This is a genomic window from Hymenobacter actinosclerus, assembly GCF_900111515.1.
Classification (GTDB): domain Bacteria; phylum Bacteroidota; class Bacteroidia; order Cytophagales; family Hymenobacteraceae; genus Hymenobacter; species Hymenobacter actinosclerus.
Map to the genome: position 1 here is coordinate 35,670 of NZ_FOHS01000004.1, position 14,334 is coordinate 50,003.

Below are 14,334 nucleotides of genomic sequence, written 5' to 3' on the forward strand. Positions count from 1 at the left end.
TAGCGGCAAGCCCGTTGTCATTCTGAGCGGAGCGAAGAATCTCGCGTGCCAAAGTAATTTCTGACGACAGGGTTACCATTGCACGCGAGATTCTTCGCTCCGCTCAGAATGACAACGGGCTTGCCGCTTGTAGCTTGAGGCTTGCAGCTTGCAGCCAAACTTCGTGTCCCTATCCTACGCATTCTCATTATCTTCCTGCATGAACAACCTTTCCGCTCCTCACCGGGCCGGGGCGGCGGCGGCCCTGCTGCTGGTGCTGGCCGGCTGCGCTACCAGCCAGCCGCCGGTAGCCACCACCACCACCTCCGCGCCGGTATCCGCGCCTGCCGTTCAGGAGCTGGGCCCCGGCCGCAGCATCAATCTGGCCGATGTTGACCGCTCGGTGGAGCCCTGCGACGACTTTTTCCAGTTTTCGGGTGGCAACTGGCTGCGCAACAACCCCGTGCCGGGCTACGCCTCCAGCTGGGGCCCGCGCAACCTGCTCAACGACCGGACCCAGGCCCGCCTGCGCCAGCTGCTCGACGATGCCGCTGCCGACCAAAGCGCCGCGCCGGGCAGCAACCGCCAGAAAGTGGGCGACTTCTACGCCTCGGGCATGGACTCGGTGGGCCTGGAGCAGGCCGGCCTGAAGTACCTCCGGCCCGAACTGGCCCGCATTGCTGCCATTACCAACCTGGCCGGTGTACGCGCCGAAATTGCCCGCCAGCAGACGCTGGGCACTGGCGCGTTCTTCCGGGCCGGCGTGACGCCCGACCGCAAAAACAGCAGCCAGTACGTGGTGAGCATGAGCCAGGGCGGCCTGAGCATGCCCGACCGCGACTACTACCTGAAAGGCGACGCCCGCTCGCTGGCCGTGCGCACCGCCTACGTGCAGTACCTGACCAACACGTTCAAGCTGCTGGGCGAGAGCGAAACGGCCGCGGCCACCAAAGCCGCGGCCGTGCTGCGCCTGGAAATCCGCCTGGCCAAAGCCAGCAAAGACCGGGTTTCGTTGCGCGACCCCTACGCCAGCTACAACAAAATGACGGTAGCCGAGGCCGACAAGCGCTTCCCGAACCTGGGCCTGCCCGCGCTGCTGAAAACCAACGGCCTGGGCGCGGCTCAGGAGGTAATCGTGGGGCAGCCGGAGTTCTTCCAGGAGATGAGCCAGCTGCTGAAGCAGACGCCGCTGGCCGAGCTCAAAACCTACCTCAACTGGCAGCTGGTATCGTCGCTGACGTCGGCGCTGCCCCAGGCGTTTGGCGACGAGGCCTTCCGGTTTGCCCAGGTGCAGAGCGGCGCCCGCCAGCAGCCCACGCGCTGGAAACGCATGCTGAGCGCCACCGACAACACCCTGGGCGAGGCCTTCGGGCAGTTATACGTGGACGAAGCCTTTCCGCCCGCCGCCAAGCAAAAGGCGCTGGATATGCTGGCCAACATCCGCGAATCGATGGCCGAGCACATCCAGACCAACACCTGGATGAGCGAGCCGACCAAGCAGGAAGCCCTGAAAAAGCTGGCCGCGCTGCGCGTGAAAATCGGCTACCCCGACCAGTGGAAGGACTATTCGGCGCTCAATATCAGCCGCGAGTCGTACCTGAAAAACGTGCTGGCGGCCCGGCAGTGGAGCTTTAAGCAGAACACCAAGAAGTTCGGCGGACCGATTGACCGCACCGAGTGGGGCATGACGCCGCCCACCATCAACGCCTACTACAGCCCGCCGCTCAACGAAATTGTGTTTCCGGCCGGCTACCTGCAACCGCCCTTCTTCGACCCTGAGGCCGACGACGCAGTAAACTACGGCGCCATTGGCGGCGTGATGGGCCACGAAATGACCCACGGCTTCGACGACTCGGGCCGCCAGTACGACTCGGAGGGCAACCTGCGCGACTGGTGGACGCCGGCCGACGCGGCCGAATTCACGAAGCGCGCCGGCATCGTGGGCACCCAGTATTCGGCCTTCTCGCCGCTCGATTCGGTGTACGTGAACGGCAAGCTGACCATGGGCGAAAACCTGGCCGACTTCGCCGGCCTGACCATCGTGTACGCCGCCCTGCAAAAGCAGCTCGACCAGAAATACGGCAAAGGCCAGCGTCCGCTCATCGACGGTTTCACGCCCGAGCAGCGCTTTTTCCTGAGCTGGGCCCAGCTGCGGCGCACCAACATCCGCCCCGAAGCCCTGCGCCAGCAAATCCTCACCGACCCGCACTCGCCCGGCCAGTACCGCACCATCGGCCCGCTCATGAACATGCCCGAGTTCTACCAGGCCTTCGGCTGCCAGCCCGGCCAGAAAATGGTGCGGGCGGAAGGCGAGCGGGCGAAGATTTGGTAGCCCGCTAACCCCACCCCCAGCCCCTCCCCTCCGGGAGAGGGGTGCGTTCAACGAGTGGTTAAGCTCGCGTCTGGCACCCCTCTCCCGGAGGGGAGGGGCCGGGGGTGGGGTGCACCAACAGAACAAAATCATTTCTCCACCTCACCAATTCCCACTTCCATGACGCCACAACGAACCCTCCTGCTCACCCTGGGCACCGCCGCCGGCCTCGCGCTGGGTGGCTGCGCGGCCAGCACCCCGGCTACTACTGCTTCCACGGCTCCGGCGGCGGGTGCCGCCGCGCCGCAACTCGGCCCCATCATGCCCGGCGTGGGCCTCGACCCGGCCAACATTGATGCGTCGGTGTCGCCCTGCGACGACTTTTTCCAGTATGCTTCGGGCACCTGGCTCAAGAACAACCCGGTGCCGGCCGCCGAGTCGCGCTGGAGCTCCTGGAACGGGCTCATCAACCAGAACGAGGCCGTAATGCGCCAGATTCTGGAGGAGTCGGCGGCCAATACCACGGCGGCGCGGGGCTCGAACCTGCAAAAAGTGGGCGACTACTACGCCTCGGCCATGGACTCGACTACCATCGAAACGGCGGGCCTCAAGTACCTCAACCCCGAGCTCAACCGCATCAATAGCATCAAAAATCTGAAGGATTTGCAGCTGGGCCTCGTGCGGGCTCAGCAGCTGCAAACCCGCTCGGTGTTCGGCCTCGGCGTGGCCCAGGACCGCAAGAAAAGCGACGAATACGCGCTGTATCTGAGCCAGGGCGGCCTCAGCCTGCCCGACCGGGACTACTACCTCAAGGACGACTCGCGCTCCAAAACTATCCGGGCGGCCTACACGGTGTATCTCAACAACACCTTTAAAATGCTGGGCGACTCGCCGGCCCAGGCCGCCAAGCACGCCGCTACGGTGCTGCGCCTCGAAACCCGGTTGGCCAAGGCCAGCAAAGACCGGGTGGCCCTGCGCGACCCCTACGCCAACTACAACAAAATGAGCGTGGCCGAGGCCAACCAGCAGTTTCCCAACCTCAACCTGCCCGCCATGCTGCCCGCCCTCAAGCTGGCCGGCGCCCAGGAGGTGATTGTGGGCCAGCCCGAGTTTTTGAAGGAAGCCAACGCGGCCCTGACGCAGGAGCCGCTGGCCGACTGGAAAACCTACCTGCGCTGGCACCTGGTATCGTCGGTGGCTTCGGCGCTGCCCCAGGCCTACGTCGATGAGCAGTTCCGCTTTCAGCAGGTGCTGAGCGGGGCCAAGCAGCAGCAGCCCCGCTGGAAGCGCATGCTGCGGGCCACCGATGGCTCCTTGGGCGAGGCTTTCGGGCAGCTGTATGTCGACAAGGCTTTCAAGCCCGAAACCAAGGTGAAGGCCCAGCAGATGGTAGCCAACATCAAGGAGGCCATGGGCGAGCACATTAAGGGGCTGGAGTGGATGAGCCCGGCCACCAAAGAAGAGGCGCTGAAAAAGCTGGCCTCGTTCAATGTAAAAATCGGCTACCCCGATAAGTGGAAGGACTATTCGGCCCTGAACATCAGCCGCGAGTCGTACCTGAAAAACGTGCTGGCGGCCCGCGAGTGGGAAAGCCAGGACAACGTGAGCCGCTACGGCAAGCCCATCGACCGCTCGGTGTGGAGCATGACGCCGCCCACGGTAAATGCCTATTACAACTCCTCGCTCAACGAAATCGTGTTTCCGGCCGGCATCATGCAGCCGCCCTTCTTCGACCCCAATGCCGACGACGCGGTGAACTACGGCGGCATGGGCGCCGTCATCGGCCACGAAATCACCCACGGCTTCGACGACCGGGGCCGGCAGTCGGACGCCCAGGGCAACCTGCGCGACTGGTGGACCAAGGAAGATGCCACCGAGTTCACGAAGCGCGCCGACATGGTAGGCGCCCAATACTCGGCCTTCTCGCCGCTGGATTCGGTGTTCGTGAACGGCAAGCTGACGATGGGCGAAAACCTGGCCGACTTCGGCGGGCTGGCCCTGGCCTACTCGGCCCTCGAAAAGCAACTCCAGCAGAAGTACGGCAGCACCCCGCCGCCCCGCTACGACGGCTTCACGCCCGAGCAGCGTTTCTTCCTGGCCTGGGCGCAGGTGTGGCGCACCAACGCCCGCCCCGAATACCTGCGCCAGCAGGTGCTCACCGACTCGCACTCGCCGGCCCAGTACCGCACCAACGGCCCGCTCATGAACATGCCCGAGTTCTACGAGGCCTTCGGCTGCAAGGAGCCCGCGAAAATGGTCCGCCGCGAGCAGGAACGCGCCCGGATCTGGTAGGTTTTTAAGCTGTTAGCTGAACTGACAAGCTAAATTGGTGTACAGAACGTCATTCAGAGCGGAGCGAAGAATCTCGCCTGAATTCGTCCAACGTCTGTTCGAGCGAGATTCTTCGCTCCGCTCTGAGTGACGTTCTGTACACCAATTTAGCTTGTCAGTTCAGTTAGCTGTTAGCTGAAAAAACAAAAAGGGCGCCGCACTCGGTTGAGTGTGGCGCCCTTTTTTGTGAGGAATAAATGGGATTCCAGAACGAAAGCTAACAGCTATAAGCTCTCAGCTAACAGCTTAAAAAATATCCACCGCCAAAGCCAGCAGCAGGCCGGCCAGCGTGGCCAGCAGTTTGCGCACATTCAGGCGGTGGTCGGGGCTGGTTTCGAACAGAATGGTGGTGGACACGTGCAGGAAGTTGCCGGCCACCAGGCCCAGCAGGGCCGCGTAGAGGCCGGCGCCCAGCAGCTGGTCGAGCACTACGAAGTTGCTGATAACGATGCCCGCCGGGCCGGCCAGCGCGAACAGCAGCAGGTAGGGCAGGGCCCGCCGGAACGAGCCCAGCCGCAGCCGCAGCAGCGCCATCAGGGCGAAAGCGGCCGGAATGTGATGCAGGGCAATGCCGGTCAGGATGGCGTAGAAGTTGTTGTTCACGTCGCCGGCTACTGGGTCCTTAATTAAGATGCTGCCCTCCAGAAAGGAGTGGATGGCCAGCGAGAACAGCAGCATAAACGGCACCTGGCCCCCGTGCCCGCCCGGCTCGGGGTGATGGTGGACGTGGCCGTGCTCGACGCCCTGCGAGAACACCTCCAGCAGCATCTGCCCGAAAAAGCCGGCCAGCACGAAGTAGCCCACCTCATGGCCCGGCCGCAGCTCCAGGGCCTCGGGCAGCAGGTGCGTTACGGTGAGCGTGAACAGGTAAGCCCCGCTGAAGGCCAGCAGCGGCTTCATCCAGACGGTGCCGGCCGTGGGCACGAAGCGCGTCAGCCACCCGGCCCCCAGCACCGTCAGGAACAGCGCAAAAACGGCAAACCACATAGTTTAGTAGGAGATAGTTAGTTTGTTGGACTTGTAATCGCCTGTCATCCTGAGCTTGCGAAGGACTTTATCACGTGAAGACGAGTTGTTGCTACGGCCGTTCTAACGTGATAAGGTCCTTCGCAAGCTCAGGATGACAGGTGGTTGTGCTTATTTCTTCAGCACGAACAGCATGCGGGGGCTGGTGGCCAGGTCGAAGGGGCGGAGCTGGTAGTCGCCCAGGGTTTCGGCCAGGCGCAGGCCCGCCAGGTGGAAATACTCCTCGAACCGCTCCAGCGTGAGGGCCCGCACCCGCTCCTCGAAGTGCTGCGGCCGGCCCTGTTCGTCCTCAAACCGGATGTCCTTCACGATGAAGTCGTTCTGCAGGTGGCGGTGCAGCTCGAACGTAACACCATCGACCTGCTGGGTTTCGTGGGCCACCAGCTGCCGGATGGCCAGGTCGGTGTTCAGAAAGTCGATAACCAGCTTGCCGCCGGGCCGCAGCGCGTCGGCGGCGTGGCGCAGGGCCACCACGTTTTCGGCCTCCTCGGCAAAGTAGCCGAAGCTCGTAAACAGGTTCAGCACTAAATCGAACGAGTCGTAGGGCAGCTCGTCGCGCATGTCGTGCTCGTAGAAACGCAGGTGCCCGTGGGCAAACTGCCGGGCGTAGGCAATGCTCTGAGCCGACAAATCGACGCCCGTTACATCGTAGCCCTGCTCGCTGAGGTAGCGCGAGTGCCGGCCCTTCCCGCAGGCCAGATCCAGCAGCCGCGCCCCGGGTTTGGGGTGCAAATGGGCCAGCAGCCGCCCCAGAAACTGCTGCGCCTCGGCGTAGTCGCGGTGCTGGTAGAGGCGGTGGTAGTAAGGCGAATCGAACCAGGTGCTAAACCATTCGGTGGCAGCAGCAGACATAGGCAAGGGGTGAAAAACGAAGAAGGGCGTAGCTACGCCCTTCTTCGCATTCGGGAAAGCAGGTTGGCCGCAGTTCGCAGAGGCGGGGCGCGGGCCGTAGGCTACAGCGTGGCGGCGGGGGCAGCGGCGGGGTTGGGCTCCAGGTCCATTTTGCAGACCGGGCACTGGCCGGGCTTGTCGCTGGCGCTGCCTTCGCAGTTCATGGGGCAGATGTAGGCGGCGGTGGCTACGGGCGTCGCCTCGGCGCCGGTGGCGGCAGGGGCTTCGGTAGTCGTGGCCGGGGCCTCGGCAGTGGCCGCTTTCTGCTCGCAGCTGGTCAGGGCCAGGGCGGGCAGAAAGCACAGGGCCAGGGCCGCTTGCTTGAGATACTTCATCAGCTTACGGGTTGCGGGTGCTTACTGCTTGGGGCCGCTCAGGGCCTTGGTAGCGGTGGTGTCGGAGGGCTTTTTCACGCTTCGCACAGCCTCTTCGCTGCGCGTGAGCGGGGCCGAGGGGTCGTTGGCGCTCCGGACTTCTTCGGCCGTGGTGCGCTTTTTCTGATTCGGCTCGTCGAGCGTGACGCCCGAGCTGACGGGCTCGGCAATAGCCCCGCCGTGCGAGTTGTCCACCAGGTCTTCCTGGTCGTAGTTCTCGCTCGAACGGCTGCCGGGGGCCACCATATCCAGAGACACTTTCTTGTCGGGGCGCCAATCTGAGGGTTCGGAACTGCACCCGCCCAGGGCCAGCGCAGCCAGGGCCAAAGCGGAAAAAACGAGTTGCTTGCTCATGAGAAAAGTAGTGAGTAATGAGTAGTTGGTAGGGCGTACTTGGTAGCGGGCAGGTAGTTGGGGCCGGGCAGAAAAACCGGCCGGCCCTGCTGTGGCCAATCCGATGTTTTATACTCCATGCCAACTACTCCAGGCTATACCAAAAGGCTTTTGCGGCGCAGCATGGCCTCGAACAGCTTCTGGTCGTTGCCCGAGTTGAAGATGCGGTCGGGTACTTCCACAAAGATAGGCGCATCGAAGGTGCGGGCCATCCAGCGCTTGAGCCCGGTGACTTCGGCCGGCAGCTCGGGCGACTTGAGCAGCATGAGGTAGCCGGCGGGCTCGCGCTTCACCTCGCCAATCATGTCCCAGGTCAGGCGCATGCCTTCCTTTTCGTTGCGGCGCAGTACAATCTGCTTGTTGTCGAACTCGTAGGCCATTTTCTCGAACAGCGGCTTGCTCTGCTCGACCTGCGTAACGCCCGTTATCTGGGCCGAGCGGAACAGGACGTAGAGCAGCGTGAGGCCAAACGAGAGCGCCAGCCACCACCACGAATGCCAGACGATGGCCGGCAGCAGCCCCACCGCGAACGGAATCAGGGCGTACCACCACTCGCGCCGCCACACCCGGCCCATGGCCATGCGGGTGTAGGTATTGGTGTCGAGCTGGTGCTTTTTGGTGCGGATGGCCATCGGCGAGGGGCCCTGCTGCTGCTGCCGGTAGCTCCCGCGCTGGTTGGGTAGTTGCATTGGTTTGTAGTTGTCGGTTGTCAGTTGGTAGTTGTCAGTAATAGAGTGAAGCGAATTATTCGCCCCACCACTACCAACTGACAACTACCAACTGACAACTCATTAAAAAGCTTTTAAACTCATGTCGAGGCTGCGGATCGAGTGCGTGAGGGCCCCGACGGAAATATAATCGACGCCGGTAGCGGCTACGTCGGCAATGGTTTCCTCGGTGATGCCGCCGCTGGCTTCGAGCGGGTAGCGGCCGGCCACCAGGGCCACGGCCTCGCGGAGCTGGGCCGGCGCCATATTGTCGAGCATGATGCGGTCGATACCGCCGGCATCGAGGACCTGCTGCACTTCGTCCAGCGAGCGGGTTTCAATTTCGATGGGCAGCTGCCGGCCGGTGCTGGCCAGATAGGCCCGCGACGCCTCGATGGCCTGGCGCACGCCCCCGGCGTAGTCGACGTGGTTGTCCTTGAGGATAATCATGTCGAAGAGGCCATAGCGGTGGTTGACGCCGCCGCCGATGAGCACGGCCCATTTTTCGGGCAGCCGGAAATTAGGGGTGGTTTTGCGCGTGTCGAGCAGGCGGGCCTTGGTGCCGGCCAGCAGGCTCACCAAGTGGGCCGTGTGGGTGGCAATGCCGCTCATGCGCTGCATGCAGTTAAGCACCAGCCGCTCAGCCGTGAGGATGCTGCGGGCCCGCCCTTCCACCGTGAGGGCCACGTCGCCGTAGCTTACCCGGTCGCCGTCCTGGAGGCGCACATCCAGCACGAGGTCGGCATCAACAAAGGCGAAAATATGGCGGGCCAGCTCGACCCCGGCCAGCACACCGGCATCTTTGATGATGAGCTGGGCCCGGTTGCGGGCCTGCGCCGGAATAGACGACAGCGCCGAATGGTCGCCGTCGCCCACGTCTTCGGTCAGGGCGGCTTGAATGAAGGCCGTCAGGGCTTCGGGAGTGAGGTAGGAGGGCGTTTGCACGGTACAAAAATAGCAAAAACGACCCGGTTCCGGTCCTTATCAGCGAAGACTATCCGATTCGGGCCGAATGGCGCCCGCCGGAGCCCGCAGAACAGGCCGAACAGGACGTGCCGGACAGACCAAACCAGACAGAACGTGTCATGCTGAGCGGAGGCGGAGCCGAAGTCGAAGCATCTCTACCGCCAAAGTAATCCTGACGACAGAATTAGCATTGCGGTAGAGATGCTTCGACTTCGGCTCCGCCTCCGCTCAGCATGACACGTTCTGTCTGGTTTGGTCTGGATGATACGTTGTGGTGGCTCGACACGACCCGTTCTGACGGTTCCACCTGACGCCTGCCACCGACTTCGTGCGCCGCGCTTTGCCCCGGGCACAAAAAAATACCGCGCCCGAAGGCGCGGTACGGATAGGGTGAGCCGGCCGGAGCCGGGCGTTATTCTTTGGTGAATTCGATGGTGGCAATCTTGAGGGTGCTGCCCGTTGTTTTCATTTTTACAAACATGCGGTAAGCTCCTTCTTTGCCCGTATAGCGGCCCACCGCGTAGGTAGTGCCCTCGTTGCTGCCGCCGTAATGAATGAACTCGAAGGAGGCCGGCGCGTGCTTGGAGAAGAAATCCTTCATCACGAACTCGGCCTGGGTGGCGCTGTAGCTCTGCTTGTCGCCATCGAAGCTCAACTCCACGCTGGGGGCGAAAAGCTGGGCCAGCTCGCGGGCATTGCTGTTGCGGATGGCGCTACGCACCGGTCCGAAAGCATCGGCCTGAGCCATGGCGCCCACGGCCAGCAGCAGCCCCAGCAGCAGCACCGAAGCGAAATAAGTTAGACGTTTCATTTAAAAACAGAAAGAGTTTGGTCGGCAAGGTGCGAAAATAGTGCCAAGCTGCCGCCATTCGGAGCCCGATTTGCCTAAATCAGCCGGCCGGCCGGCAAGTTACAAATGAGCCGTCCGTTTTGCCGGGGCTGCCGTATCTTTGCAGCCATGGACAAACAGGTACTGTTGGTGATTCTGGACGGGTGGGGCCTGGCCCAGAACAAGGAGGTTTCGGCCATCGATCAGGCCCGCACGCCCTTCGTCGACTCGCTGTTCGCGCGGTTTCCGCACAGCAAACTCCAGGCGTCGGGCGAGGCCGTAGGTCTGCCCGACGGGCAGATGGGCAACTCCGAAGTGGGCCACATGAACATCGGGGCCGGCCGGGTGGTGTACCAGGATCTGGTGCGCATCAATAAGGCGGTGCGCGAGCGGAAGCTGGCCGCCGTGCCCGCCCTGCAACAGGCCTTCGAGTATGCCCGCCAGAACCGCAAGCCCGTGCACCTGATGGGCCTGCTCTCCGACGGCGGCGTGCACTCGCACATCGACCACCTGAAAGCGCTGTGCTCCATCGCCCACGACCAGGACGTGCACAACGTGTTCATTCACGCCTTCACCGACGGCCGCGACACCGACCCCAAGGGCGGAGTGAGCTACGTGAACGACCTGGAGCAGCACCTGCAACGGGGCGCCAGCGGCAAAATTGCCTCGGTGGTGGGCCGCTACTACGCCATGGACCGCGACAACCGCTGGGAGCGGGTGAAGGTGGCCTACGATGTGCTGGTAAACGGCATCGGCACGCCCTCGCAGAACCTGATTCAGAGCATGCTCGACTCGTATAAGGAGGGGGCCACCGACGAGTTTATGAAGCCCATCGTGAAGGTGGATGCCGACGGTACGCCGCTGGCCACCATCCAGGAGGGCGACGTGGTTATCTGCTTCAACTTCCGCACCGACCGGGGCCGCGAAATCACGCAGGCCCTCACCCAGCAGGATTTTCACGCCTTCCAGATGCACCGGCTGAACCTGCACTACCTCACCATGACCAACTACGACGCCACCTTCACCGGCGTCATTCCCATCTTCGAGAAGGACAACCTGGAGCACACGCTGGGCCAGGTGCTGGCCGAGCACGGCAAAAAGCAGATTCGGATTGCCGAAACCGAGAAGTACCCGCACGTTACGTTCTTTTTCTCGGGCGGGCAGGAGGTGGAGTTTCCGGGCGAAAGCCGCATTATGCGCAACTCGCCCAAGGTAGCCACCTACGATTTGCAGCCCGAAATGAGCGCCTACGAGCTGCGCGACGCGCTGGTGCCGGAGCTGCTAGCCAAATCGGCCGACTTTGTGGTGCTCAACTTCGCCAACACCGATATGGTGGGCCACACCGGCATTTTCGCGGCCGCCGTGAAGGCCGCCGAAGCTGCCGATGAGTGCACTAAAGGCGTGGTAGAAGCCGCCCTGGCCGCCGACTACGCCTGCCTCATCATTGCCGACCACGGCAACGCCGACATGATGGTGAACCCCGACGGCACGCCCAACACGGCTCACACCACCAACCTGGTGCCCTGCATTCTGGCCAGCAACGACTACCACGGCCCGCTGGCCGATGGCAAGCTCGGCGACATTGCGCCCACCGTGCTCGAACTGATGGGCCTGCCCCAGCCCGCAGCCATGACCGGCCAGAGCCTGCTGCAACCCCAAACCCCCACCCCGAATGCGTAAGCTCGGGTTCGGGCTGCCGCTGGGGCTGGCCTTGGTGCTTACGGCCTGCGGGTCGGCGGCCGATGCGCCGGCGCCCAACGCCAACGCCGAGGCCCTGCGCCAGCATACCAGCTACTTCAACCTGCCCGCTTTTCTGAGCGAGCAGAGCACCCAGCTCGGCCGCCGCAGGCCCACCGTAGAAAAGCAGGTGCTGCTGCGCGATGGTGGCCAGGAAACCGAGCGCCTCACGCCCACCGACTGGGCCAAAGAGCTCCAGATTTTCCAGCAGGCCGACATCGACAAGCCCGCCCTGCGCGGCCAGTACCTCGTCGATTCAGTGCTGACGCCCGACGGGCTGCTGCGGCGCACCTACCGCCGCCGCCCCGGCGTTGCGCACCCGGTGCGCCAGCTCTCGGTCGTCAGCCGCGACGGGCAGGTGCAGCAGGTGCGCGCCACCATCGCCCAGGACAACCCGCTGGTGTATTCCACCAAAACCCTGGAGCTCGACACCCCAAACGGCCAGCTGCAAAGCTACCGCGTGCAGGGCGTGCAAAAGCTGGTGCTGTTCGACTCGGTGCGCTACGCGGTGCAGGGGGTGGTAAGCTATTAGGGCTTGGGGTTCAGAACTAGAACGTCATTCAGAGCATGTGGCGCATCAAGCCAGGGACGAAGAATCTCGCGTGCCAAAGTAATTCCTGACGACAGGGTTACCAATGCACGCGAGATTCTTCGTCCCTGGCTTGATGCGCCACATGCTCTGAATGACAGGCGGGCTCACTCATTCACCGAGTCACTCACTCACTCCCCCATCAACGTAGCCACCACCCAGCGGCGGCCGCCGTGGGTGCGATGCTCGCCTAAATAAATGCCCTGCCAGGTGCCCAGCAGCAGTTCGCCTTGGCTGATGGGGATGCTGACGGCGTGGCCCAGCAGGCTGGCTTTGAGGTGGGCGGGCATGTCGTCGGGGCCCTCCTGGGTGTGCTGGAAGTAGGGCGCGTTTTCGGGCACCAGCCGGCGGAAGAACTGCTCGAAATCGGCCCGCACGGTGGGGTCGGCGTTTTCGTTGAGGCTGAGGCTGGCGGAGGTGTGCTGGATGAAAAAGTGCGCCGTGCCCACCTGCAACTGCTCCAGTTCGGGCAGCTCGGCCACCAGCAAATCGGTTATCAGATGAAAGCCCCGGCTCAGTGCCGGCAGCCGCAGCCGTTTCTGGAAAAACATAAGAGAGAGGTGAGATGGTGAGACATGAGAAGTGAGACTGGGTTCTACGAGCCTTGCGCTGCTGAAGTACAGTCTCATGTCTCACCATCTCACCTCTAAATCAGGGATTCACCCGCTCGTAGGCGCCGATATCGGGGGTAGCGGGGTGGCGGGGGCGGTTGAGCAGGTCGGTGGACAGGCCCGGCAGGGGCAGGGCGAGGTTGCTGGCCGGCGAGAGGGTATCGAGCTCGAAGCTGGGTTTGGACAAGCGCGGGCGCGAAGGGGTGCTCCGGAAGATGGAAGCGGCAAACTCGTCGGGGTTGAGCACGTTGCCGTTTTTCTGCTGGCCCAGCGGCCCCGTGTTGTCGTACTTCTTGGTTTTGAGCAGGCTGTTACGAAGGCTGATATTGCCCGCGTACTGCTCGCCATCCACGAATTCCAGCTCCTCCCCGCTACGGATGCTGCCCCAGATAATGGAGTTGCGCACCGCTAAGCGCGGGGCGGCCACGGGCAGCGGCCGGCCACCAATAGTTGCGAAAGAGGCCTTCGGCGAAATCAGTACCGACGGCTGTTCGCGGGTGCCCTGGCTGTAGTTGGCAATGGTGCAGTAATCGAGCTGCACCTGGCTGCTTTGCACGGCATACACCGCGTACTGCTCGCAGTTGCTGATGAGCGTGTTGCTGACCGTGAAATCACCGGACAAACTCAGCAGCGCGGCGCCATCGAACGGGTAGCCGCTGTTGAGGCTGGAGATGTTGCGCAGCTCGGTGTTTTCCACCTTCACCTGGGGGCGGGGCTGCTCGTTGAAGGGGTTGTAGAGGTAGAGGCCCAGCGTGCTGTTCTTGATTTCGGTGTAGCGCACCACGTTGCCTTGGCTGCCCAGGTCGAACTCGATACCGCCCCACTGGCCGGGCCGCTCGGCATAGTCGGCCTCGCGCCGGTCGCCGCCAAAGCGCACAATGTTGGGGTCGGAGGGCTTGATGGGGCCGGTGGGCTGGTAGTCGGGGTTGCACAGCAGCCGGCCCTTCACCAGCAGAAACGAGCCGAAGTGCGCGTAAATGCGCGCCCCGGCCGCAATCGTGAGCGTAACGCCCGGCTTCACCAGCACCGAGTTGTAGATGACGTGGGGCTTATCGGCCTTCCAGACGGTGTTGCGGGTGATTTCTTCGGCGTCGTGGAAGTAGGCGTTCTGGCCGTAGCTGAGCACCTTCACGGCCTGCTCGTTGCCGTTGGTCGTAAAGCGCAGGTCGTCTTCGACCACGAACGGCTTGCCGTCGGCCGGCGTGGGGTCGATGGTGGCCCGCACCAGCACCAGCAGGCTGTCGCGGCCCCGGATTTCCACGTTGCGGGCGCTGGCGCCGGCGTCGCCGTTTATCAGCAGGCTGTAGGTGATGGCCGGCCGGCTTTGCAGGCTGATTTCGGCTACCCGCACGGCGCGGGCGTTGCGGTTGTACACCCACAGGCGCTTGCTCACGGTGCCGGTGGCCACGAACACGGTGTCAAACTTCACCGTGTCGAGCGAGAATTCCAGCTTCGCGCTGCTATCCGTAGTTATCAGGTCTTCCTTCGGCTCACAGCCCGGCAGCAGCACGGTGGTCGTCAGGGCCGAAAGCAGCAGCAGCAGGGGAAGCAGGAAACGCATGAGTTGGTGGGTTTCTTAAAGCAGAAGAA

General features: G+C 63.2%; 13 protein-coding genes. 4 read left to right on the plus strand and 9 right to left on the minus strand.

Annotation, left to right across the window (positions count from 1 at the left end; genetic code table 11):
* The first annotated feature begins 199 nt into the window (after nucleotides 1–199).
* Nucleotides 200–2,311, plus strand: coding sequence for a M13 family metallopeptidase (locus tag BMY67_RS14910; protein WP_092773034.1), 2,112 nt, complete (start codon nucleotides 200–202; stop codon nucleotides 2,309–2,311).
* A 159-nt stretch (nucleotides 2,312–2,470) separates the two neighbouring features.
* Complete coding sequence (locus BMY67_RS14915) at nucleotides 2,471–4,582, plus strand: M13 family metallopeptidase (RefSeq protein WP_092773036.1); 2,112 nt, start codon at nucleotides 2,471–2,473, stop codon at nucleotides 4,580–4,582.
* Nucleotides 4,583–4,867: 285 nt separating this feature from the next.
* Here the strand turns inward: BMY67_RS14915 and BMY67_RS14920 are convergent, their stop codons facing one another.
* The 7 genes from BMY67_RS14920 to BMY67_RS14950 all read right to left on the minus strand — a co-directional run bounded on the left by BMY67_RS14920 (nucleotide 4,868) and on the right by BMY67_RS14950 (nucleotide 9,789).
* Nucleotides 4,868–5,608, minus strand: coding sequence for a ZIP family metal transporter (locus BMY67_RS14920; RefSeq protein ID WP_092773038.1), 741 nt, complete (start codon nucleotides 5,606–5,608; stop codon nucleotides 4,868–4,870).
* 150 nt (nucleotides 5,609–5,758) lie between these two features.
* A complete protein-coding gene (locus tag BMY67_RS14925; protein WP_092773040.1) occupies nucleotides 5,759–6,499 on the minus strand; it encodes a class I SAM-dependent methyltransferase in 741 nt (246 codons plus the stop codon).
* A gap of 101 nt (nucleotides 6,500–6,600) precedes the next feature.
* Nucleotides 6,601–6,873, minus strand: a complete 273-nt coding sequence (locus BMY67_RS14930; RefSeq protein WP_092773042.1) for a heavy metal-binding domain-containing protein — start codon at nucleotides 6,871–6,873, stop codon at nucleotides 6,601–6,603.
* A gap of 21 nt (nucleotides 6,874–6,894) precedes the next feature.
* The gene (locus tag BMY67_RS14935; protein WP_092773044.1) at nucleotides 6,895–7,266 is read right to left on the minus strand and encodes a hypothetical protein; all 372 of its coding nucleotides are present in this window, start codon (nucleotides 7,264–7,266) and stop codon (nucleotides 6,895–6,897) included.
* 134 nt (nucleotides 7,267–7,400) lie between these two features.
* Nucleotides 7,401–7,994 (minus strand): hypothetical protein, encoded by a 594-nt coding sequence (locus BMY67_RS14940; protein WP_092773046.1) that lies wholly within the window; start codon nucleotides 7,992–7,994, stop codon nucleotides 7,401–7,403.
* A gap of 102 nt (nucleotides 7,995–8,096) precedes the next feature.
* Complete coding sequence (nadC, locus tag BMY67_RS14945) at nucleotides 8,097–8,957, minus strand: carboxylating nicotinate-nucleotide diphosphorylase (protein WP_092773048.1); 861 nt, start codon at nucleotides 8,955–8,957, stop codon at nucleotides 8,097–8,099.
* Nucleotides 8,958–9,390: 433 nt separating this feature from the next.
* Nucleotides 9,391–9,789, minus strand: coding sequence for a DUF4783 domain-containing protein (locus BMY67_RS14950; protein WP_092773050.1), 399 nt, complete (start codon nucleotides 9,787–9,789; stop codon nucleotides 9,391–9,393).
* A gap of 147 nt (nucleotides 9,790–9,936) precedes the next feature.
* Between BMY67_RS14950 and gpmI the strand changes: the two genes are divergently transcribed.
* Nucleotides 9,937–11,487 (plus strand): 2,3-bisphosphoglycerate-independent phosphoglycerate mutase, encoded by a 1,551-nt coding sequence (gene gpmI / locus BMY67_RS14955; RefSeq protein ID WP_092773052.1) that lies wholly within the window; start codon nucleotides 9,937–9,939, stop codon nucleotides 11,485–11,487.
* Nucleotides 11,480–12,076, plus strand: coding sequence for a hypothetical protein (locus tag BMY67_RS14960; protein ID WP_092773054.1), 597 nt, complete (start codon nucleotides 11,480–11,482; stop codon nucleotides 12,074–12,076). The genes gpmI and BMY67_RS14960 overlap by 8 nt, the downstream gene beginning before the upstream one ends.
* 188 nt (nucleotides 12,077–12,264) lie before the next feature.
* Here the strand turns inward: BMY67_RS14960 and BMY67_RS14965 are convergent, their stop codons facing one another.
* A complete protein-coding gene (locus BMY67_RS14965; protein WP_092773056.1) occupies nucleotides 12,265–12,684 on the minus strand; it encodes a secondary thiamine-phosphate synthase enzyme YjbQ in 420 nt (139 codons plus the stop codon).
* A 100-nt stretch (nucleotides 12,685–12,784) separates the two neighbouring features.
* Complete coding sequence (locus BMY67_RS14970; RefSeq protein ID WP_092773058.1) at nucleotides 12,785–14,305, minus strand: right-handed parallel beta-helix repeat-containing protein; 1,521 nt, start codon at nucleotides 14,303–14,305, stop codon at nucleotides 12,785–12,787.
* Nucleotides 14,306–14,334: the final 29 nt, after the last annotated feature.

What these genes read in the sequence shown, in the direction of transcription:
- BMY67_RS14915 (WP_092773036.1), top strand. Translation starts at nt 2,471, where the DNA reads ATGACGCCACAACGAACCCTCCTGCTCACCCTGGGCACCGCCGCCGGC.
- BMY67_RS14965 (WP_092773056.1), bottom strand. Translation starts at nt 12,684, where the DNA reads ATGTTTTTCCAGAAACGGCTGCGGCTGCCGGCACTGAGCCGGGGCTTT.
- BMY67_RS14970 (WP_092773058.1), bottom strand. Translation starts at nt 14,305, where the DNA reads ATGCGTTTCCTGCTTCCCCTGCTGCTGCTGCTTTCGGCCCTGACGACC.
- BMY67_RS14950 (WP_092773050.1), bottom strand. Translation starts at nt 9,789, where the DNA reads ATGAAACGTCTAACTTATTTCGCTTCGGTGCTGCTGCTGGGGCTGCTG.
- BMY67_RS14935 (WP_092773044.1), bottom strand. Translation starts at nt 7,266, where the DNA reads ATGAGCAAGCAACTCGTTTTTTCCGCTTTGGCCCTGGCTGCGCTGGCC.
- BMY67_RS14925 (WP_092773040.1), bottom strand. Translation starts at nt 6,499, where the DNA reads ATGTCTGCTGCTGCCACCGAATGGTTTAGCACCTGGTTCGATTCGCCT.
- BMY67_RS14910 (WP_092773034.1), top strand. Translation starts at nt 200, where the DNA reads ATGAACAACCTTTCCGCTCCTCACCGGGCCGGGGCGGCGGCGGCCCTG.
- gpmI (WP_092773052.1), top strand. Translation starts at nt 9,937, where the DNA reads ATGGACAAACAGGTACTGTTGGTGATTCTGGACGGGTGGGGCCTGGCC.
- BMY67_RS14930 (WP_092773042.1), bottom strand. Translation starts at nt 6,873, where the DNA reads ATGAAGTATCTCAAGCAAGCGGCCCTGGCCCTGTGCTTTCTGCCCGCC.
- BMY67_RS14960 (WP_092773054.1), top strand. Translation starts at nt 11,480, where the DNA reads ATGCGTAAGCTCGGGTTCGGGCTGCCGCTGGGGCTGGCCTTGGTGCTT.
- BMY67_RS14920 (WP_092773038.1), bottom strand. Translation starts at nt 5,608, where the DNA reads ATGTGGTTTGCCGTTTTTGCGCTGTTCCTGACGGTGCTGGGGGCCGGG.
- BMY67_RS14940 (WP_092773046.1), bottom strand. Translation starts at nt 7,994, where the DNA reads ATGCAACTACCCAACCAGCGCGGGAGCTACCGGCAGCAGCAGCAGGGC.